The 18,908-nt window shown below is 65.1% G+C and carries 17 protein-coding genes; 2 read left to right on the plus strand and 15 right to left on the minus strand.

Annotated features, from left to right (window positions below; all coding sequences use genetic code 11):
* Positions 1–155: 155 nt before the first annotated feature.
* Entirely contained in the window at positions 156–1,016 is an 861-nt protein-coding gene (locus PMN64_RS09725) for an SDR family NAD(P)-dependent oxidoreductase (protein WP_411780531.1), read from the plus strand.
* Positions 1,017–1,101: 85 nt separating this feature from the next.
* Positions 1,102–2,205, plus strand: coding sequence for an alkene reductase (locus PMN64_RS09730; protein WP_411780532.1), 1,104 nt, complete (start codon positions 1,102–1,104; stop codon positions 2,203–2,205).
* A gap of 181 nt (positions 2,206–2,386) precedes the next feature.
* Here the strand turns inward: PMN64_RS09730 and PMN64_RS09735 are convergent, their stop codons facing one another.
* From PMN64_RS09735 to PMN64_RS09805, 15 genes are all read right to left on the minus strand, one after another.
* Complete coding sequence (locus PMN64_RS09735; protein ID WP_028338610.1) at positions 2,387–4,129, minus strand: ABC transporter substrate-binding protein; 1,743 nt, start codon at positions 4,127–4,129, stop codon at positions 2,387–2,389.
* A 115-nt stretch (positions 4,130–4,244) separates the two neighbouring features.
* Positions 4,245–4,571: a DUF2160 domain-containing protein gene (locus PMN64_RS09740; RefSeq protein ID WP_016846242.1), complete on the minus strand. Its 327-nt coding sequence runs from the start codon at positions 4,569–4,571 to the stop codon at positions 4,245–4,247.
* Positions 4,572–4,580: 9 nt separating this feature from the next.
* Positions 4,581–5,387 (minus strand): carbohydrate ABC transporter permease, encoded by an 807-nt coding sequence (locus PMN64_RS09745; RefSeq protein WP_028333212.1) that lies wholly within the window; start codon positions 5,385–5,387, stop codon positions 4,581–4,583.
* On the minus strand, positions 5,387–6,289 hold the full coding sequence (locus PMN64_RS09750; protein ID WP_028338609.1) for a carbohydrate ABC transporter permease: 903 nt from the start codon (positions 6,287–6,289) through the stop codon (positions 5,387–5,389). The genes PMN64_RS09745 and PMN64_RS09750 overlap by 1 nt, the downstream gene beginning before the upstream one ends.
* Positions 6,289–7,374 carry an ABC transporter ATP-binding protein gene (locus tag PMN64_RS09755; protein ID WP_411780533.1) on the minus strand — a complete coding sequence of 362 codons (1,086 nt, stop codon included), beginning with the start codon at positions 7,372–7,374 and terminating at the stop codon, positions 6,289–6,291. Before PMN64_RS09755 ends, PMN64_RS09750 begins: the two co-directional genes overlap by 1 nt.
* 12 nt (positions 7,375–7,386) lie before the next feature.
* Positions 7,387–8,526, minus strand: coding sequence for an ABC transporter ATP-binding protein (locus PMN64_RS09760; protein ID WP_028338607.1), 1,140 nt, complete (start codon positions 8,524–8,526; stop codon positions 7,387–7,389).
* A complete protein-coding gene (gene glpD, locus PMN64_RS09765) occupies positions 8,523–10,067 on the minus strand; it encodes a glycerol-3-phosphate dehydrogenase (protein WP_411780534.1) in 1,545 nt (514 codons plus the stop codon). Before glpD ends, PMN64_RS09760 begins: the two co-directional genes overlap by 4 nt.
* Positions 10,068–10,265: 198 nt before the next feature.
* Positions 10,266–10,535, minus strand: a complete 270-nt coding sequence (locus PMN64_RS09770) for a hypothetical protein (protein WP_411780535.1) — start codon at positions 10,533–10,535, stop codon at positions 10,266–10,268.
* Positions 10,532–11,329, minus strand: a complete 798-nt coding sequence (locus PMN64_RS09775) for a hypothetical protein (RefSeq protein ID WP_411780536.1) — start codon at positions 11,327–11,329, stop codon at positions 10,532–10,534. Before PMN64_RS09775 ends, PMN64_RS09770 begins: the two co-directional genes overlap by 4 nt.
* A gap of 75 nt (positions 11,330–11,404) precedes the next feature.
* Entirely contained in the window at positions 11,405–12,244 is an 840-nt protein-coding gene (locus tag PMN64_RS09780; RefSeq protein ID WP_411780537.1) for a DeoR/GlpR family DNA-binding transcription regulator, read from the minus strand.
* A 135-nt stretch (positions 12,245–12,379) separates the two neighbouring features.
* On the minus strand, positions 12,380–12,574 hold the full coding sequence (locus PMN64_RS09785) for a hypothetical protein (protein ID WP_028338602.1): 195 nt from the start codon (positions 12,572–12,574) through the stop codon (positions 12,380–12,382).
* A gap of 174 nt (positions 12,575–12,748) precedes the next feature.
* Positions 12,749–13,180 (minus strand): acyl-CoA thioesterase, encoded by a 432-nt coding sequence (locus PMN64_RS09790; RefSeq protein ID WP_411780569.1) that lies wholly within the window; start codon positions 13,178–13,180, stop codon positions 12,749–12,751.
* Between the two features lie 41 nt (positions 13,181–13,221).
* Positions 13,222–15,318: a 3-hydroxyacyl-CoA dehydrogenase NAD-binding domain-containing protein gene (locus tag PMN64_RS09795; protein ID WP_411780538.1), complete on the minus strand. Its 2,097-nt coding sequence runs from the start codon at positions 15,316–15,318 to the stop codon at positions 13,222–13,224.
* A 2-nt stretch (positions 15,319–15,320) separates the two neighbouring features.
* Positions 15,321–16,604: an acetyl-CoA C-acetyltransferase gene (locus PMN64_RS09800; RefSeq protein ID WP_028338599.1), complete on the minus strand. Its 1,284-nt coding sequence runs from the start codon at positions 16,602–16,604 to the stop codon at positions 15,321–15,323.
* Complete coding sequence (locus PMN64_RS09805) at positions 16,604–18,871, minus strand: acyl-CoA dehydrogenase (RefSeq protein ID WP_411780539.1); 2,268 nt, start codon at positions 18,869–18,871, stop codon at positions 16,604–16,606. The genes PMN64_RS09800 and PMN64_RS09805 overlap by 1 nt, the downstream gene beginning before the upstream one ends.
* Positions 18,872–18,908: the final 37 nt, after the last annotated feature.

Below are 18,908 nucleotides of genomic sequence, written 5' to 3' on the forward strand. Positions count from 1 at the left end.
GACGCCTTCACCTCCGAGGAATGTGCCAACTACCTCAAAAATTCAGGCTATCGAACTTAATGCCATCACGCTTTAGGCTGCGGCGCGACACGTCGCCTCGCATGCGCAGCCGTGCTACTGCTCCCTGACAACAACAAGACGTCAGGGAGCACGCCATGTCGACCACAACCCACGCACCGAAAGCCATCGATCCGTCCGCCTCGCTGCATGCCGAAGCGCTGGGACTGGCGAAGAACCACGGCCGCCTCGCCGGGCGGCGCGTCATCGTGGTCGGCGCGGGACAACGCACGACGGTGGATGAAGCGCCGCCGATCGGCAATGGCCGCGCCATGAGCGTGCTGTTCGCGCGAGAGGGCGCTGCGGTCGCCTGCCTCGACGTCAACAAGGACGCGGCCGACGACACCGTCGCGCAGATCACCGGCGAAGGCGGCAAGGCCTTCACCGATGTGGTCGATGTCTCCGACGTCGCGGCGATCGCTCCCGCGGTCGAACGCTGCGCGCAGAGGCTCGGCGGGCTCGACGGGCTGGCGCTCAACGTCGGCATCTCCTCCGGCCTGTCGCTGCCCAAGATGACGGCCGAAGCCTGGGACCGCGACTATGCCGTCAATGTGCGCAGCCACATGCTGTTCGCGCAGAAGGCGCTGGAGGTGATGGCGCCGGGCGGCGCGATCATCCTGATCTCCTCGATGGCGAGCCAGCGCGCCGGCGGGCGCAACCCGGCCTACGAATCCTCCAAGGCGGCGCAGATCGCGCTGGGCCGGGCGATCGCGCGGGCCGGCGAGGACAAGGGAATTCGCTGCAATGTGATCGCGCCCGGCTTCATGGACACGCCGATGGGCCGTGACGCCAGCCGCAGGCGATCGGACCGCGCCTTGACAGTGCCTTTCGGCCGCCAGGGCACCGGCTGGGAGGTCGCCTATACTGCGCTGTTCCTGATTTCGAATGAATCTTCCTACGTGAACGCGCACACCCTGTTCCTCGATGCCGGCCACATGGGCGGAATTGTGCGCAGCTAGCCTGCGGAGCGCGAATGCCTCGGGCATTGCGCTCGTCGCGGCAATGCACAATTCTCCTTCATCAGTCATTCTCTGGAACATATACATGAGCCAATCGACCAAACTTCTCGAGCCCTACAAGCTCGGCCCGCTGACGCTGCCGAACCGCCTGGTGATGGCGCCACTGACGCGCAACCGCGCGGTGCCGCCCGGCATGGTGCCGAGCCCGCTCGCGGTGGACTATTACGGCCAGCGCGCCTCCGCCGGCCTTCTGATCACCGAGGCGAGCCAGGTCTCACAGCAGGGCCAGGGCTATCAGGACACGCCCGGCATCTATTCGAAGGAACAGGTCGAGGGCTGGCGCAAGGTCACCGATCGGGTGCATGAGCGCGGCGGCCGCATCTTCATCCAGCTCTGGCATGTCGGCCGCATCTCGCACACCTCGTTGCAGCCGAACGGCGGCGCGCCGGTGGCGCCGAGCGCGATCCGCGCCAAGGGCAAGACATTCGTGAGCGGCACCTTCGCCGACGTGTCCGAGCCGCGCGCGCTCGAACTGTCGGAAATTCCGGGGATCATCGAGGACTTCAAGCGCGGCACGGCGAATGCGCTGGCGGCCGGCTTCGACGGCGTCGAGATCCACGGCGCCAACGGCTATTTGCTCGACCAGTTCGCCCGCGACGGCACCAACAAGCGCACCGACGCTTATGGCGGCGGAATCGAGAACCGCGCCAAGCTGATGCTGGACGTGTCCAAGGCGGTCGCCATCGAGGCCGGCGCCGATCGCACCGGCATCCGGATCTCGCCGGTGACGCCGGCCAACGACATCACCGACTCCAATCCGCAAGCGCTGTTCGACTACATCGTCGACCAGCTCAGTGCGCTGAAGCTGACCTATCTCCATGTCGTCGAGGGCGCGACCGGCGGCCCGCGCGATATCGCGCCGTTCGACTACGCCTCGCTGCGCAAGCGCTTCAAGCAGGCCTATGTCGCCAACAACGGCTACGATTTCGCGCTGGCGGAGAAAGTGCTGGAGGCCGGCGCGGCCGACCTGATCGCGTTCGGCAAGCCGTTCATCTCCAATCCCGATCTGGTCGAGCGGCTCAAGACCGGCGCGACGCTCAACGAGTGGGACAAGGCGACCTTCTACGGCGGCGGCGCCAAGGGCTACACCGACTATCCGACGCTGAGGGCGACCGAGGCGGCGGAGTAGCGCGCTCTCTCTCCACATCGTCATTCCGGGGCGATGCGAAGCATCGAACCCGGAATCTCGAGATTCCGGGTCTGGTGCTTGCGCACCATCCCGGAATGACCTGGCAAACAACAAAACGGCCGGGATCGCTCCCGGCCTTCTGTCGTTCTCGGATGGCGTCGGCTGTTACGCCTTGTCCTACTTACTTCGCTTCGGCGCGCTTCGGCGGGTTGGCCGGCCACGACTTGATCAGCGTGTCGTAGTCGATCGTCTCGCCCTTCGGCTTCTCGTTCGCGAGCTTGCGCTGCGGAGCGATGGTGCCGTCCTTCTCGGCCTTCTTGTACCAGAACTCGGCGGATTCCTTCTTGTTCAGCTTCGGTCCGCAGGCGCCCTGCACACCGGACTTCTCAAGACGCTCCATCACCGAATCCTGGGCCGCGGCCAGCGCGTCCATCGCCTGCTGCGGCGTCTTGGTACCGGACGACGCATCGCCGATGTTCTGCCACCACAGCTGCGCGAGCTTCGGATAGTCGGGCACGTTGTTGCCGGTCGGGGTCCACTGCACGCGCGCGGGCGAGCGGTAGAACTCGATCAGGCCGCCGAGCTTCGGCGCACGCTCGGTGAACGACTTGTCCCAGATATCGGACTCACGGATGAAGGTGAGACCGACATGGCTCTTCTTCAGCGACACCGACTTCGAGATGATGAACTGCAGATAGAGCCAGGCTGCCTTGCGGCGATCCGGCGGGGTCGACTTCAGGAGCGTCACGGAGCCGGCGTCCTGATAGCCGAGCTTCATGCCTTCCTTCCAGTATGAGCCGTGCGGCGACGGAGCCATACGCCACTTCGGCGTACCGTCCGCGTTCATCACGGCGATGCCCGGCTTCACCATGTCGGCCGTGAAGGCGGTGTACCAGAACATCTGCTGGGCGATGTTGCCCTGCGCCGGCACCGGACCCGCTTCCGAGAAGGTCATGCCCTGGGCCTGCGGCGGGGCATACTTCTTCAGCCAGTCGAGATATTTGGTGATCGAGTAGACTGCGGCCGGGCCGTTGGTGTCGCCACCACGCTCGACCGAGGAGCCGACCGGGCGGCAGCCTTCCATGCGGATGCCCCACTCGTCGACCGGCAGGCCGTTCGGGATACCCTTGTCGCCGTTGCCGGCCATCGACAGCCAGGCGTCGGTGAACCGCCAGCCGAGCGAGGGATCCTTCTTGCCGTAGTCCATATGGCCGTAGATCTTGACGCCGTTGATCTCCTTGATGTCGTTGGTGAAGAACTCGGCGATGTCTTCATAGGCCGACCAGTTCACGGGCACGCCGAGCTCATAGCCATACTTGGCCTTGAACTTGGCCTTGTACTCGGGGTTGGTGAACCAGTCGTAGCGGAACCAATAGAGGTTCGCGAACTGCTGGTCGGGCAGCTGGTAGAGCTTGCCGTCCGGCGCCGTGGTGAACGACTTGCCGATGAAGTCATCGACGTCGAGCATCGGGTCGGTGACCTCCTTGCCCTCACCCTTCATGTAGTCCGACAGGATGATGGTCTGACCGTAGCGGAAGTGGGTGCCGATCAGGTCGGAGTCGTTGATCCAGCCGTCATAGACGTTCTTGCCCGACTGCATCTGGGTCTGCAGCTTCTCGACGACGTCACCTTCCTGGATGATGTCGTGCTTGAGCTTGATGCCGGTCAGTTCGGAGAACGCCTTGGCCAGCGTCTGCGATTCATATTCATGCGTCGTGATCGTTTCCGAGACGACGTTGATCTCCATGCCCTTGAAGGGTTCGGCGGCCTTGGCGAACCACTCGAGCTCCTTCTTCTGGTCTTCCTTCGACAGCGTCGAGGGCTGGAATTCCGCGATCCACTTCTGGATCACGGCATCGTCGGCGGCGCGGGCCGGCGTGGCGACCGCGAGCGAGGCTGCGATCAGCGCGGCGGCGCTGGTCATAGTCAAAAGACTATCCTTTGTCGTTCTCAAATGTCGCATTATGATTCCTCCGGTTGCAGCGACAAACAAAACCCCAGGCCCGGGTTGACCCCGGATCTGCTCTTCTTCGCTTTCGTCAGACGGTGCGAAAGATCGCCACGGCTGAAAGAAGCGAAATCAGCGTTGCGAGCCACAGGCTCGAAATTTCCACGCCCTCGCCGATCGGCAGGGTGAGGATCGGATCGGTGCCGACGAGGCCGATCCACACCAGGTGGATCACCGCCGCCAGCACCAGCGAAATGAACAAACGATCGCCGCGCGTGGTCGGGATGCGCAGCACGCCGACCCGCTCGGCCTCGGGATAGACCGCCGCGAGCCAGGTCATCACGCCGAGCGTCGAGGCCAGCAGCACGAAGAAGATCGCGGTCGGCAGCGTCCAGGCCATCCATGCGATGCTTTCCATGATCGCCTCCTAGACCCGGCCGAGCGCGAAGCCGCGCGCGATGTAGTTGCGGACGAACCAGATCACCAGCGCGCCCGGAATGATGGTGAGCACGCCGGCGGCGGCAAGCAAGCCCCAGTCCATGCCGGCCGCCGAGACCGTGCGCGTCATGATCGCCGCGATCGGCTTGGCCTGCACCGAGGTCAGCGTGCGCGCCAGCAGCAGCTCGACCCAGGAGAACATGAAGCAGAAGAAGGCGGCGACGCCGATGCCGCTCGCGATCAGCGGCACCAGGATCTTGATGAAGAAGCGCGGGAACGAATAGCCGTCGAGGAAGGCGGTCTCGTCGATCTCGCGCGGCACGCCGGAGACGAAGCCTTCGAGGATCCACACCGCCAACGGCACGTTGAAGATGCAGTGCGCGAGCGCGACCGCCCACGGCGTATCGAACAGGCCGATTGCCGAATAGAGGTTGAAGAACGGCAGCGCGTAGACCGCCGCCGGCGCCATGCGGTTCGACAGCAGCCAGAAGAACAGGTGCTTGTCGCCGAGGAAGCGGTAGCGCGAGAACGCATAGGCCGCCGGCAACGCCACCGCGATCGAGATGATGGTGTTGAGCACGACGTATTCGAGCGAATTGATGTAGCCCGAATACCAGCTCTCGTCGGTGAAGATGCGCTTGTAGTGCTGCAGCGTCGGCGTGTGCGGCCACAGCGTCATCGTCGAGACGATCTCGGCGTTGGTCTTGAAGCTCATGTTGACGAGCCAGTAGATCGGCAACAGCAGGAAGATCAGGAACAGCGCCATGATCAGGCGGCGGCCGGGGATCGAATGCATCACGCCGCTCCTTCCTTGGCCGGACGCTCGGAGCCGGCATTGACCATCACGGTGTAGAACACCCAGCACACGATCAGGATGATCAAATTGTAGACCAGCGACAGCGCCGCGGCCTTTCCGAGGTCGAACTGGCCGAGCGCGATCTTGACGAGCTCGATCGAGACGAAGGTCGTCGAATTGCCGGGGCCGCCGCCGGTGACCACGAACGGCTCGGTGTAGATCATGAAGCTGTCCATGAAGCGCAGCAGCACCGCGATCAGCAGCACGCGGTTCATCTTCGGCAGCTGGATCGCCTTGAACACCGCCCAGCGCGAGGCGCCGTCGATCTGCGCGGCCTGGTAATAGGCGTCGGGGATCGACTTCAGGCCGGCATAGCAGAGCAGCGCGACGAGGCTGGTCCAGTGCCAGACGTCCATCACGATGACCGTGACCCAGGCGTCGACCTCGTTGGACACGTAATTGTAGTTGAGGCCGAGGTGGTTCAGCACATAGCCGAGCAGGCCGATATCGGGCCGGCCGAATATCTGCCAGATGGTGCCGACCACGTTCCACGGAATCAGCAGCGGCAAGGCGAGGATGACGAGGCAGGCCGCGACGCTCCAGCCCTCGCGCGGCATCGACAGCGCGACGATGATGCCGAGCGGCACCTCGATCGCGAGGATCACGGCAGAGAAGAACAGGTTGCGGCCGAGCGAGGCCAGGAAGCGCCCGCCGAGATCGGTCGATGGATCGAGCAGCTCCTTGAACCAGCCGACGCCGTTCCAGAAGAACTGGTTGTTGCCGAAGGTGTCCTGCATCGAATAGTTCACGACGGTCATCAGCGGCAGCACCGCCGAGAACGCGACCACCAGGAACACCGGCAGCACCAGGAACCAGGCTTTTTGGTTGATCGTCTTGTCCATCAGGCGACCCCCTCCACCAAATGGCTGTCGGCATAGACGTGGACATGCGCGGGATTGAAGATCAGCCCGGCGGTGTCGCCGGAGACCGAGAAGCCCGGCGGCACGCGCGCGGCGAATTTGGTATCGCCGACCCGCACGCGGGCGAACTGGATGCGGCCGAGGTCGTCGATCCGCTCGATGGTGGCCGACAGCAGCCCTGACGCGGGCGCCGTGACATCGACGAATTCCGGCCGCACGCCGATCTCGATCTTCTTGCCCGCAGGCAGCACACCATAGTTTCGATGCAGGCCGATGACATGGCCGTCGACCCGCGCCTCGTGACCACTGACCTCGGCGGGCACGATGTTCATGCCGGGCGAGCCGATGAAATACCCGACGAAGGTGTGCGCCGGCTTGTCGAACAATTCGGCCGGCGTGCCGCTCTGCACCACGCGGCCGTCATGCATCACGACGACGGTGTCGGCGAAGGTCAGCGCCTCGGTCTGGTCGTGGGTGACGTAGATCATCGTGAGGTCGAGCTCGCGGTGCAGCGCCTTCAGCTTGGAGCGCAGCTGCCACTTGAGCTCGGGATCGATCACCGTCAGCGGTTCGTCGAACAGGACGGCCGCGACGTCGGAGCGCACCAGGCCGCGGCCGAGCGAGATCTTCTGCTTGGCGTCGGCGGTGAGCCGCGTCGCCTTGCGTTTGAGATAGGGCTTGAGGTCGAGCAGATCGGCGATCTGCCTGACCCGCGCGTCGACTTCGGCCTTCGCGACGCCGCGATTCTTCAGCGGGAAGGCCAGATTCTGGCCGACCGTCATGGTGTCGTAGATCACCGGGAACTGGAACACCTGCGCGATGTTGCGCTTCTGCGTCGACAGCGGCGTGATGTCGCGGCCGTCGAACAGGATCTTTCCGCGCGACGGCGTCACGATGCCGGAGATCAAATTGAGCAGCGTGGTCTTGCCGCAGCCGGACGGCCCGAGCAGCGCATAGGCGCCGCCCTGCCGCCAGGTCATGGTGACCGGCTTCAGCGCAAAGGATTCCTGCGGCGCGTCGTTGCCGCCGTAGGAGTGCGCGAGATCGACGAGGTCAATGCGGGCCATGGAGCATCTCCCTCACTTGCCGTTGCCGGCTGACGCGTTTGCCGCACGCGCACTGCGATGCACGTTGCCCGAAAACGCGGTCGCGGGCGACGCGACGAGGCGGTCGGCCGCGTCGAACACGAAGATGTTGTCGGGATCGAGCGCGGCGTCGAGCACCTGCCCGGGTTCATATTCGTGCACGCCGTGCAGCACCGCAACCCAGTTCGAGCCGTGGACATGGACGTGCACAAAGCTCTCCGACCCGGTGATCTCGGTCACCGTCACCGCGGCGGAAAATTTGTGACGGCCGGCCGCGACATTCCCGACCTCGAGCTGGTGCGCACGGAAGCCGGTCCGGTAAGCGCCGTCGGGCAGATTGGCATAGAGGCCGGCCGCGGGCGCCTGCTCGCCGCCGGCATAGATCACTTGCGCGCCCTTCTTCTCGATGCCGATGATGTTGAGCGGCGGATCGGAAAACACCTGCGCGACGCGTAGCGTGTCGGGATGGCGGTAGACCTTGGGCGTCGCGCCGGTTTGCAGCGCCCGGCCCTGCCACATGCAGACCGTGTCGCCGCCGAGCAGCAGCGCTTCCGACGGTTCGGTGGTGGCATAGACGAAGATCGCGCCGGAGGCCTCGAAGATGCGCGGCAGCTCGGCGCGCAGCTCCTCGCGCAGCTTGTAGTCGAGATTGGCAAGCGGCTCATCGAGCAGCACGAGGTCGGCGCCCTTGACCAGCGCCCTTGCGATCGCGGTGCGCTGCTGCTGGCCGCCGGAGAGTTGCAGCGGCGTGCGCTTCAGGAACGGCTCGAGCCTCAACAGGCTGGCCGCTTCCACGACCCGCCGCTCGATCTCGGCGCGCGGCTTGCCCTGCACGCGCAGCGGCGAGGCGATGTTCTCGTAGACGGTCAGCGAGGGATAGTTGATGAACTGCTGATAGACCATCGCGACCGAACGCTGCCGCACGTCGGCGCCGGTGACGTCCTTGCCGTCGACCAGCACGCGGCCGGTGGTCGGCTTGTCGAGGCCGGCGAGCAGCCGCATGATCGAGGTCTTGCCCGACAGCGTCGGCCCGAGCAGCACGCTGAGCGTGCCACGCTCCAGCGTCAGCGACACATCGCGGATGGTCGGAATGCCATCCACGGTTCGCGTGACATTCTGCAGTGTGACGCTCATGCCCGTCCTCCCGCTTCGCGGAGGGGACGTTCACCGGACACGCGGTTGGCGAGCATCCACTCGTCGAGCGCGGCGATTTCACCCGCCGTCATCCGCAAGCCCAGCTTGGATCGTCGCCAGACGACATCGTCCGCAGTCCGAGCCCATTCGTTCGCCATCAGGTACCTGACTTCGCTTTCCGTCAAGGTGGCGCCGAAGGAGCGGCCGAGATCGGCCGTCGATGTTGCGTTGCCCAAGACTTTGCTGGCGCGCGTGCCATAGGCATGGGCGAGACGATTGGCGTGCGATTGCGCGAGAAACGGATAGTTGCGGATCAATTCGGCGCTCAGCGCCGCGACCGCGGATACATCCATGTCGCCGCCGGGCAGCGGCGCCTTGCCGGTCCAGCCCTCCTGCGCCTTTGTGCCGCGGAGATAAGGCGACAGCCGCTCCAGCGCCTCTTCGGAGAGGCGGCGATAGGTCGTGATCTTGCCGCCATAGATCGACAGTAGCGGCGCACCGCCGGGCGTATCGAGCTCGAACACATAGTCGCGGGTCGCGGCCTTGGCTTCGCTCGCGCCGTCGTCATAGAGCGGACGCACGCCGGAATAATTCCAGACCACGTCCTCGGGCTTCACCGGCTTGGCGAGATAGGCGCTGGCGGACGCGCAGAGATATTCGATCTCCTCCTGCGTCGCCTTCACCTTGGCCGGATCGCCGTCATAGTCGCGATCGGTGGTACCGATCAGCGAGAAGTCGTTCTGATAGGGAATGACGAAGATGATGCGGCCGTCGGCATTCTGGAAGATGTAGGCACGGTCGTGGTCGTAGAGCTTCGGCACCACGATGTGCGAGCCCTGCACCAGGCGCACCTTGGCGCGCGCGTTGACGCCGGCGCCCGAGGCCAGGACCTGTTCGACCCAGGGACCGCCGGCATTGACCAGCACACGTGACTGGATCGTATCGCGGGCACCCGTAACACTGTCCTCGACCGTGACGTGCCAGACGCCGTCGACCTGCCTGATCTCGACCGCGCGGGTGCGGGTGCGGATTTCGGCGCCGCGATCGGCGGCATCGCGCGCGGTCAGCGCAACCAGCCGGGCGTCGTCGACGAAGCAGTCGGAATATTCGAAACCCTTGGTGTAGCGGCCCGGGATCAGCGGCTTGCCGACCACGTCGCGGGTCAGATCGACCGAGCGCGTCGCCGGCAGCAAATGCCGGCCGCCGATGTGGTCGTAGAGGAAGAGGCCGAGCCGCAGCAGCCAGGCCGGGCGCAGGCCGGCGTGGTGCGGCAAAACGAAACGCAGCGGCCGAATGATGTGGGGCGCGATCTGCCAGAGGATTTCGCGCTCGATCAGCGCCTCGCGCACCAGACGAAACTCGTAATATTCGAGGTAGCGCAGACCGCCATGCACGAGCTTGGTCGACCAGGACGACGTCCCGCTGGCCAAGTCGTTCATTTCACAGAGGAAAACAGAGTTACCCCGGCCCGCTGCATCGCGCGCGATGCCGCAGCCATTAACGCCGCCTCCGATGATGGCGAGGTCGTAAATCTGATCCAAAGAACGCTTCCCCCGGCAACCGCCTTCGCTTTGACGGTTTTACTTTCGGATTGGAGTAAATCACAACCAAAAACGAAAGCAAAGTGAAAACGGGGAACTTTGTCTGGGGATTCTTTGGGCGGAGTGCTCGCGGTCAGGGCTTTTGGGGAGGACGGGACGAGCAACGCTTGGGGTGACGCCAGGCAAGGCGGTGGGCGATCAGGGACGCTGTGGCGATCGTCCGACGCGCAATTCCGGCAGAGCCTTTTCGGGATAGTAGGTACGGCGAACTTCACCGCCTACCCGCTGGGCGCAAGCTCGGCTGTCGCGCACAAAGTAGGCCGCGAGCAAAAGCACACCGGTCGACGCGACGAATGTATGACGGCTGGCGAACAGGACGTAGAAGACCAACGATGCGACGAAAAGGATCGCATACCATTTGAGCGCGAAGCGGAGATAGATTCGCCCGACCGAGCGATCCCTGTTCATCGGATCGCCCGATTGCCTGGCAGCGACGCCGACAGCACGAGAAAGAAAAGCGGAAAGAACACGAAGACCGCGGCATAGGCCCAGAGGTGTCCGCCGCCGAGCGCGACTTGCAGGGCGCTATATCCCGATGATTTTCGGTGCGCCAGGAGTGCCCAGAATGCAAAGCAGAACAGCGGCATCGTGAGATACTTCCACTGCTCTCGCCAGTCGCGCAGGATGGTCGCGAGATCGCCAAGCAATGCGATCAGGAACAGGGAAAACGTGACGGCGTAGAGCGAGACCAGCGGCAGGAAGAGGTGCTCGAACCTCATTTGCGCGGCTGCTTCAGCCGACATCGGGATGCCATCCGCAAACAGGCTGCCGAGCGACGGGATTGCGAACAGCCGCATGTCAAAGCCCATCGCCTGGCCAAGCCAGAACACGACGATCGCCACCAGGCCGATTACCGACTGCGCGAGGAAGGCCCCGCTCGCGGTGCGCTGACACAGCGATCCCGAAGAGAGGATCCGCGACAGTCCGTAAAGCAGTTTCCCGCCGCGGCCGTTCTGCTGTTCCAGTTCCGAAAGCCAGGCCGGGCGGCTCCCGCTGCCGAAGCGAAAGATGTCGGCACGGACGCTACGCGACGGCGGCTGGGTCTCACCATCGAACGCGCGCATGACCACAAGCGCAGAAACGCCGCCGGCCAGCGCCGTTGCGCACGCGGATGCGACGTTAAAGCCAAGGACAAACGAGACGATGCCGAACATCGCCGCCATGCCCAATGCCGTGACGATCTTGAATTGCGTGCTGACCAACGAACCGCTCCACCTCAGGCAGGCTACAGCAGCGGCCGAAAGGCATCCGAAACAGGTTCGCTAAAACTTGAGCGATTAGGCGCCTTGCGCGCTGCGCAGCGCCGCGGGTGCCGCGTCGGCGCCGTTGTCGTCGAGATCGACTTGCGGCTTGTCCATCGCGACGACCACCTCGATGCCGCGGCTATGGCAGATGTTGGCGAGGCCCGCGGGGAGCGGTGAATCGGTGACGAAGGTCTGGATCTGGCTCATATGGGCGATCCGCACCGGCGCGCTGCGGCGGAGCTTGGTCGAGTCCGAGACCAGCATCACGTTGCGCGCATTGGCGATGATCGCCTGCGCGACCTGCACCTCGCGATAGTCGAAGTCGAGCAGCGCGCCCTCCTCGTCGATCGCCGATGCGCCGATGATGGCGTAGTCGACCTTGAACTGGCCGATCAGCTGCGTCGCGGTGGAGCCGACCACGGCGCCGTCGGCGCGGCGCACCGTGCCGCCAGCCACCACGACCTCGATGCGCGGATGGCGATACAGCAGCATCGCGACGTTGAGGTTGTTGGTGATGACGAGCAGATCCTCATGCGAGGTCAGCGCGCTCGCGACCTCTTCCGTGGTGGTGCCGATATTGATGAACAGCGAGCAGCCGTTCGGAATCCGTGCCGCCGCGGCAGCGCCGATCGCCTTCTTCTCCTCGGCGGCGACGAAGCGGCGCGCCTCATAGGCGAGGTTCTCGACGCCCGAGGCGATGATCGCGCCGCCATGGATGCGGGTCAGCGAGCGCTGATCGCAGAGATCGTTGAGGTCCTTGCGGATGGTCTGCGCCGACACCTCGAATCGCTTGGCGAGGTCTTCGACCATGACCCGGCCGAACGCGCGCGCGATGTTGAGGATTTCAGTCTGGCGATGGGAGAGTCCGGCCACGGCGGCCCCCTTGAAACGGCGAGTCGCCCATGGTGCGACCGTTCGGCACGGAGGTCAACGTGCAGTGCCGTGTCAGGGACGGCCGGGCGAAGGTGGACGCTTCGCCCGGACCACGCGCTATCGCGCAAAGGTGTTCTACGACGCCACCTGCATGGATTGACCGGTGAGCAGCCGGCGCGCCGCGCGCTCGGCCTCGCGGGCATTGCGGAAGATCTGGCCTTCAAGGCGGTCGAAAAGGTGCGATGCAGCAAAGAACTGATAACCACGCGTATCGCGCACCACGATACCCGCCGTCTGCGAACTCACTTCGATCACGTAACTGTCGGACATTGTAAGCCTCGGTTTGACTCCGGCCCGACAACGGAGTCGCTGGCTGTTTGTTCCTCAGTTATTTTGCGCGGCGAAGCGCCGGAATCCGATGCTTTTTGCAATCAAACCACGCTCCGGACTCAGTTTCGACGCGTTTGCCTCCGCGCCGAATCAGCGGCACTGGCGCGACGAATGTCAGGTCTCGATCGTGGCGCCATCGCGCTGGATCGGTTGCGGATGGCCCTGCTCGTCGATCGAGACATAAGTGAAATTGCCGTCGGTCACGAGGATCGACTGCTGCTCGCGACGGCGCAGCACCCAGGCCTCGAGATGTACCGTGATCGAGGTGCGGCCGATGCGCACGAGATTGGCATGGACGGAGACCAGATCGCCGACATTGACCGCTTTGCGAAAATTCATCGCGTCGATCGCGACCGTCACGGTGCGCGACTTCGCCACCTTTGAGGCGAACACACCGCCGCCGAGATCCATCTGGCTGAGCAGCCAGCCGCCGAAGATGTCGCCATTGGCATTGGTGTCGGCCGGCATCGCCAGCGTGCGGATGCAGAGATCGCCCTTCGGCTCAGCATCGTTGCTCAGCGGCGCGTGAACATGGGTGTCGGTCACTTGCGAGGCGGTCACCTGCGAATCGGTCACTTGCGAATCGGTCACTTGAAGGCCTCCCAGCCGGGATCCGGCGCAAATCGTCCGCCGAACTTGCGCATCAAGGCCTGCATCGCCGACACCACATTGTCGACGCCGCGGCTGCGCGCATAGTTGAGCGGGCCGCCGCGGAACGGGGCATAGCCGGTGCCGAAGATCATCGCGCCGTCGACCATGTCGGGATTGTCGACGATGCCCTCGCGCAGGGCGGCGACGCAGACATTCGAGATCGGCAGCACCAGGCGGTCGATCATCTCATCGCTCACCCGGGGACCCGTCTCGGGCAACGGCGCCTTCTCCGCCTTGCCGTCCTTCCAGGTGTAGAAGCCCTTGCCGGTCTTGCGGCCGAGCTCGCCCCTGACGACTTTCTCGCGCAACCATGCAGGCGTCGGCGGCAGCGTATCGCCGAACTTCGAGCGCAACATGTCGCCAACATCGAGGCAGATATCGAGGCCAACCTGGTCAGCAAGTTCGATCGGCCCCATCGGCATGCCGAACTCGACCGCGGCCGCGTCGATCAGGCGCTGGTCGGTCTTCTCGTCCAGCATCATCATCGCTTCCAGCATGTAGGGCGTCAGCGCGCGGTTGACGAGGAAGCCCGGCGAGCTCTTCACCGACAGCGGCAGGCGGTCGATGGCGCCGACGAAAGCGAGCGCCTCCTTGAGCATGCCGGTATCGGTGCCGTCATGGCTGACGACCTCGACGAGTTGCAGCCGCGACACCGGGTTGAAGAAGTGCAAGCCGAGCAGCCGCTCCGGCCGTACCAGCGTGGTGCGCAGATCCTGCAGCGGGATGCTCGAGGTGTTGGTAGCGAGGATCGCGCCGGGCTTCATCTTCGGCTCGAGGGAGGCATAGACCTTCTGCTTCAGCTCGAGCTTTTCCGGCACCGCCTCGATGATCAGATCGGCGTTGCGGACGCCCTCGCCGTCCATGTCGGGAATCAGGCGGTCGAGCGCGTCGCGCTGGTCGATCCGCTTGCGCATGATCTTGCCGTACAGCTCCGAAGCCCGCTTCATCGCGCCCGCGATCGGCTCGGCCTTCATGTCGGCGAGCGTCACCCGCATGTCCTGGTTGGCGCACCAGGCCGCGATATCGCCACCCATCGCGCCGGCGCCGATGACATGGACATGCGCAACCTTGTTGCCGCTGCCGGCGACCTTCTTCATCTGCTCGCGCAGGAAGAACACGCGGATCAGATTCTGCGCGGTCGGCGTCACCATCAGATTGGCGAACGAGGCCTTCTCCGCATTCAGCATCGCCGCGCGATTGCCGGCGTACTTCTCCCACAGATCGATCAGCGCATAGGGCGCCGGGTAATGCTTGCGCGGCGCGGCCTTCTCGGCCTCGCTGCGCATCCGCGAGGCGAGGAAGCCCCTGACCGGACCAAGATTGAGAATCGAGTTGAGCGCGCCCGGCCTGGCGCGCTTCAGCCGGCCGAACACCGCATCCTTCACCGCGTTGCGGACATGGCGCTCCTGGGTGACGGCGTCGACCAGGCCGAGCGACTTGGCGCGGCGCGCGTCGATCGTCTTGCCGGTCAGCATCAAGGTCATCGCCTGCATCGGGTTGACCAGCTCGGTGAAGCGCACCGTACCGCCGAGACCGGGATGCAGGCCGAGCATCACCTCGGGGAAGCCGAGCCGCGCGTCGTCGATCGCGATCCGCATCTGGCAGGCCAGCGCGACCTCGAGGCCGCCGCCGAGGCAGAAGCCGTGGATGACGGCGACCGAGGGCACACGCAGCGCCTCGAGCCGGTCGATCACCGCATGGGCGCGACCGATGACGAACTCGACCGCGCTGGAATCGCTGGCGCCGCGAAACTCATTGACGTCGGCGCCGGCGATGAAGCCGCTTGGCTTAGCCGAGCGCACCACGAGGCCGGTCGGCCGCTGGTTCTCGAGCGCCGAGACGATGGCATCGAGCTCCTCGAGCAGATCGGCGGACAGCGTGTTGGCGCTGGCGTCGGCGCGATCGAACAGCAGCCAGGCGATGCCGTCCTCATCGCGCGTCAGCTTGAAATTCCGGTAGGGGCCGTCGGCGGCAGGCTTCGGCCCAAGTTCGAGCACGCGATCGGCGAGAACGTCCATGATCCGTGAATCCATGATCACACCGTCTCTATCAACATCGCGCCGCCCTGCCCGCCACCGATGCATTCGGTGGCGACGCCGCGCCTGGTGCCGAGCCGCTTCATCGCATTGACCAGATGCAGCACGATGCGGTTGCCGCTGGTGCCGACGGGATGGCCGAGGCTGATCGCGCCGCCATCGACGTTGAGCTTCGCGCGGTCGATCTCGCCGGCCGCGCCGTCGAGCCCGAGAATCTCGCGGCAGAATGTCTCGTCGTTCCACGCCGCGAGGCAGCCCAGCACCTGGGTGGCGAAGGCCTCGTTGAGCTCCCAGGTCTCGACGTCCTGCAAGGTCATGGCGTTGCGCTTGAGCATCGCGCTCGCCGACAGCACCGGGCCGAGGCCCATGATCGAGGGATCGAGCGCCGACCATTGGCTGTCGAGGATGACGGCCTTCGGCGTCAGCCCGTGCTTGGCTACCGCCGTCTCCGACGCCAGGATCACCCAGGAAGCGCCGTCGGTGATCTGCGAGGAATTGCCGGCGGTGACCTGGCCCCAGGGCCGTTCGAACACCGGCTTCAGCTTCGCCAGCGTCTCGGGCGTCGAGTCCGGGCGGACGCCGTCGTCGTGGTCGTAGAACTTGCCGTCGCGGGAGAACGCGGTCTCGACCTCGCCCTTGAGAAAGCCTTGCTTCTGCGCGTTGGCCAGCCGCTGATGGCTCTCGGCGGCATATGCATCGGACTGTGCGCGCGTAATGCCGAAGAGATGGCCGACCTTCTCGGCGGTCTGCCCCATGTTGAGCTCGGTGATCGGGTCGGTCAGCCCGCGTTCGAGGCCGATGATCGGCTTGAAGTAGCTCGGCTTCACCTTCAGCGCCGCGGCGACCTTGGCACCTAGCCCCTTGGCGCCGGCAAAGCCGGCAAACCAGCGCACGCCGGAATTGGGCCAGACTAGCGGCGCGTGGCTCAAGGCCTCGGCGCCGCCGGCGAGGATCAGGTCGGAGGTCCCCTCGCGGATGTAGCGGTAGCCGGTGTCGATCGACTGCATGCCGGAGCCGCAATTGATCTGCACCGTGAAGGCGACCATCTCTTCGCCCATGCCGAGCCGGAGCGCCGCGACGCGTGCCGGGTTCATCTCGTCGGCGATCACGTTGACGCAGCCGAGGATCACCTGGTCGAAGCCGGTGGGCGCGAACGGCTGCCGGGCCAGCAGCGGCCGGCCGCATTGCACGGCAAGATCGACCGGGGTGAACGGGCCGGGACCGGAGCGCGCCTTCAGGAACGGCGTCCGGCTGCCGTCGACGATAAAGACTGGTCGCGCCATCAGCTCGCCGCCCTCTGCTCACCAAGCTCCTGGAAGAACTGATGCACGTCGGCGGATTTCTTGTAAATCGGGGACAGCGCCTCAGGCGCAAAATCATCGACCTCGATGACTTTGGCGACGGCCTCGTGAGCGGCCGCGAGTTTCTCGCCGTCGGCCTCGGTGATGACGCCCTTCTTGACGGCATCCTTCCAGTCATGCAGCCGCGCCGCGCGCAGCTGCTTGGCGGCATCCTCGGCTTCGGTGACGAGGCGGAAGGCCTTTTCCAGCCGCGCGATGCCGCCGTCGTCCTCGACAAAGGCGAGGTCCGGCGTCAGCCGGTCGCGCGCCGCCGACGGCGACAGCACGAGCTGCGCGCATTGCTGCACGACGCGATCCGACGGGCCGGTAACGCGGGCGCCGAACGGCTGGATCAGGAATTTCAGCAGCCAAGCCACCGGGCGGTTCGGCAGATTGGCGAAGATTTCCGCAAAGCGGTTCTCGATGGTCTTGAAGCCGGATGCCATGCACCATTGGAGCGCGGGAATATCCTCCTTCTGCCGGCCCTCGTCCTGCCAGCGCTTGAGCGCGGCGGAGAGCAAATAGAGCTCGGAGAGGATGTCGCCGAAGCGCGCGGAGAGCATCTCCTTGCGCTTCAGCGCGCCGCCGAGGGTGAGCAACGCCATGTCGGCGCTCAGCGCGAACGCCGACGAATAGCGCGACAGCTGGCGATAGAACTCGGTCGCATCGCCGGCATCCGGCGCCGGCGCAAACAGGCCGAAGCTCCAGCTGCGACCCCAGGCGCGGAACATGGTCGCGAAGCTGTGGCCGACATGCTTCCAGAACGCGGTGTCGAACGCGGTGAGGCCCTTGTCGCGGTCGGGCTCGCCGAGCGCGTTCATCTCCTGCAACAGATAGGGATGCGCGCGGATCGCGCCCTGCCCGAACACGATCAGATTGCGGGTCAGGATGTTGGCGCCCTCGACCGTGATGCCGACCGGCACCGAGCGGTAGAGCCCGCCGAGATAATTCTGCGGCCCGTCGATCACGGCCTTGCCGCCATGGATGTCCATGGCGTCGTCGATCGCGATCCGCATCCGTTCGGTGGCGTGCAGCTTCATGATCCCGGAGATGACGGCGGGATGATGCCCTTCGTTCAGTGCCGCACAGGTCAGCCGCCGCGCGGCGTCGAGCAGATAGGCCGTGCCGGCGATGCGGGCGAGCGGCTCCTCGATGCCCTCGAACTTGGAAATAGAAATGCCGAACTGCTCGCGGATGCGGGCATAGGCGCCGGTGGTGCGCGCGGCATAGGCAGCGCCGGCCGCCGACAGCGACGGCAGCGAGATGCCGCGGCCGGCGGCGAGCGCCGTCATCAGCATCTTCCAGCCCTGGCCGAGCCGCTCCTGACCGCCGATGATGTAGTCGAGCGGAATGAAGACATCGCGGCCCCAGTTCGGGCCGTTCTGGAACACCTGCATCGCCGGCAGATGGCGGTGGCCGATCGAGACGCCGGGCAGATGGGTCGGGATCAGCGCGACGGTGATGCCGAGCTCCTCCTCGCTGCCGACCAGGTGATCGGGATCATAGGCCTTGAACGCAAGCCCGAGCAGCGTCGCGACCGGACCGAGCGTGATGTAGCGCTTGTGCCAGTTGAGCCTCAAGCCCAGCACCTCGCGGCCTTCGAAATCGCCCTTGCAGATGATGCCGGTGTCGATCATCGAGGCGGCATCGGACCCTGCCTCCGGGCTGGTCAGCCCGAAGCATGGAATGTCCTGACCGGAGGCGAGGCGCGGCAGCCATTTGTCCTGCTGCTCCTTGGTGCCGAAGCGCATCAAGAGTTCGCCCGGCCCGAGCGAGTTCGGCACCATCACGGTGACGGCCGCGGTCAGCGAACGCGACGAGATCTTGCGCACCACTTCGGAATGCGCGTAGGGCGAGAAGCCGAGGCCGCCGAATTCCCTGGGGATGATCATGCCGAAGAATTTCTTGGCCTTGATGAAGGCCCAGACCTCGGGCGGCAGATCGCGCCATTCCCAGTTGATCTTCCACTCGTCGAGCATCCTGCAGAGCTCGTCGACCGGACCGTGCAGGAAGGCTTGCTCTTCGTCGGTCAATCTGGCCGGCGCGAACGCCAGCAATTTCGACCAGTCGGGATTGCCGGTGAACAGATCGGCGTCCCACCAGACGTCGCCGGCCTCCAGCGCCTCGCGCTCGGTGTCCGACATCGTCGGCAGCACGCCACGCGCCCAGGAGAAGATCGGTTTTGTCATATAGTCGCGGCGGAAGCTCATGGCGGATCCTCATGAAACGGCGGCGCGGATGGGTGAT

The organism is Bradyrhizobium sp. UFLA01-814, assembly GCF_046718885.1.
In the GTDB taxonomy this organism is placed as follows: domain Bacteria; phylum Pseudomonadota; class Alphaproteobacteria; order Rhizobiales; family Xanthobacteraceae; genus Bradyrhizobium; species Bradyrhizobium elkanii.

Bases quoted from the DNA above. Each gene is read 5' to 3' on its own strand.
- PMN64_RS09755 (WP_411780533.1), bottom strand. From the start codon at position 7,374: ATGGCCCGCATTGACCTCGTCGATCTCGCGCACTCCTACGGCGGCAAC.
- PMN64_RS09800 (WP_028338599.1), bottom strand. From the start codon at position 16,604: ATGGCGCGACCAGTCTTTATCGTCGACGGCAGCCGGACGCCGTTCCTG.
- PMN64_RS09750 (WP_028338609.1), bottom strand. From the start codon at position 6,289: ATGGACAAGACGATCAACCAAAAAGCCTGGTTCCTGGTGCTGCCGGTG.
- PMN64_RS09760 (WP_028338607.1), bottom strand. From the start codon at position 8,526: ATGAGCGTCACACTGCAGAATGTCACGCGAACCGTGGATGGCATTCCG.
- PMN64_RS09735 (WP_028338610.1), bottom strand. From the start codon at position 4,129: ATGACCAGCGCCGCCGCGCTGATCGCAGCCTCGCTCGCGGTCGCCACG.
- PMN64_RS09795 (WP_411780538.1), bottom strand. From the start codon at position 15,318: ATGGATTCACGGATCATGGACGTTCTCGCCGATCGCGTGCTCGAACTT.
- PMN64_RS09730 (WP_411780532.1), top strand. From the start codon at position 1,102: ATGAGCCAATCGACCAAACTTCTCGAGCCCTACAAGCTCGGCCCGCTG.
- PMN64_RS09745 (WP_028333212.1), bottom strand. From the start codon at position 5,387: ATGCATTCGATCCCCGGCCGCCGCCTGATCATGGCGCTGTTCCTGATC.
- PMN64_RS09740 (WP_016846242.1), bottom strand. From the start codon at position 4,571: ATGGAAAGCATCGCATGGATGGCCTGGACGCTGCCGACCGCGATCTTC.
- PMN64_RS09785 (WP_028338602.1), bottom strand. From the start codon at position 12,574: ATGTCCGACAGTTACGTGATCGAAGTGAGTTCGCAGACGGCGGGTATC.
- PMN64_RS09725 (WP_411780531.1), top strand. From the start codon at position 156: ATGTCGACCACAACCCACGCACCGAAAGCCATCGATCCGTCCGCCTCG.
- PMN64_RS09805 (WP_411780539.1), bottom strand. From the start codon at position 18,871: ATGAGCTTCCGCCGCGACTATATGACAAAACCGATCTTCTCCTGGGCG.
- PMN64_RS09770 (WP_411780535.1), bottom strand. From the start codon at position 10,535: ATGAACAGGGATCGCTCGGTCGGGCGAATCTATCTCCGCTTCGCGCTC.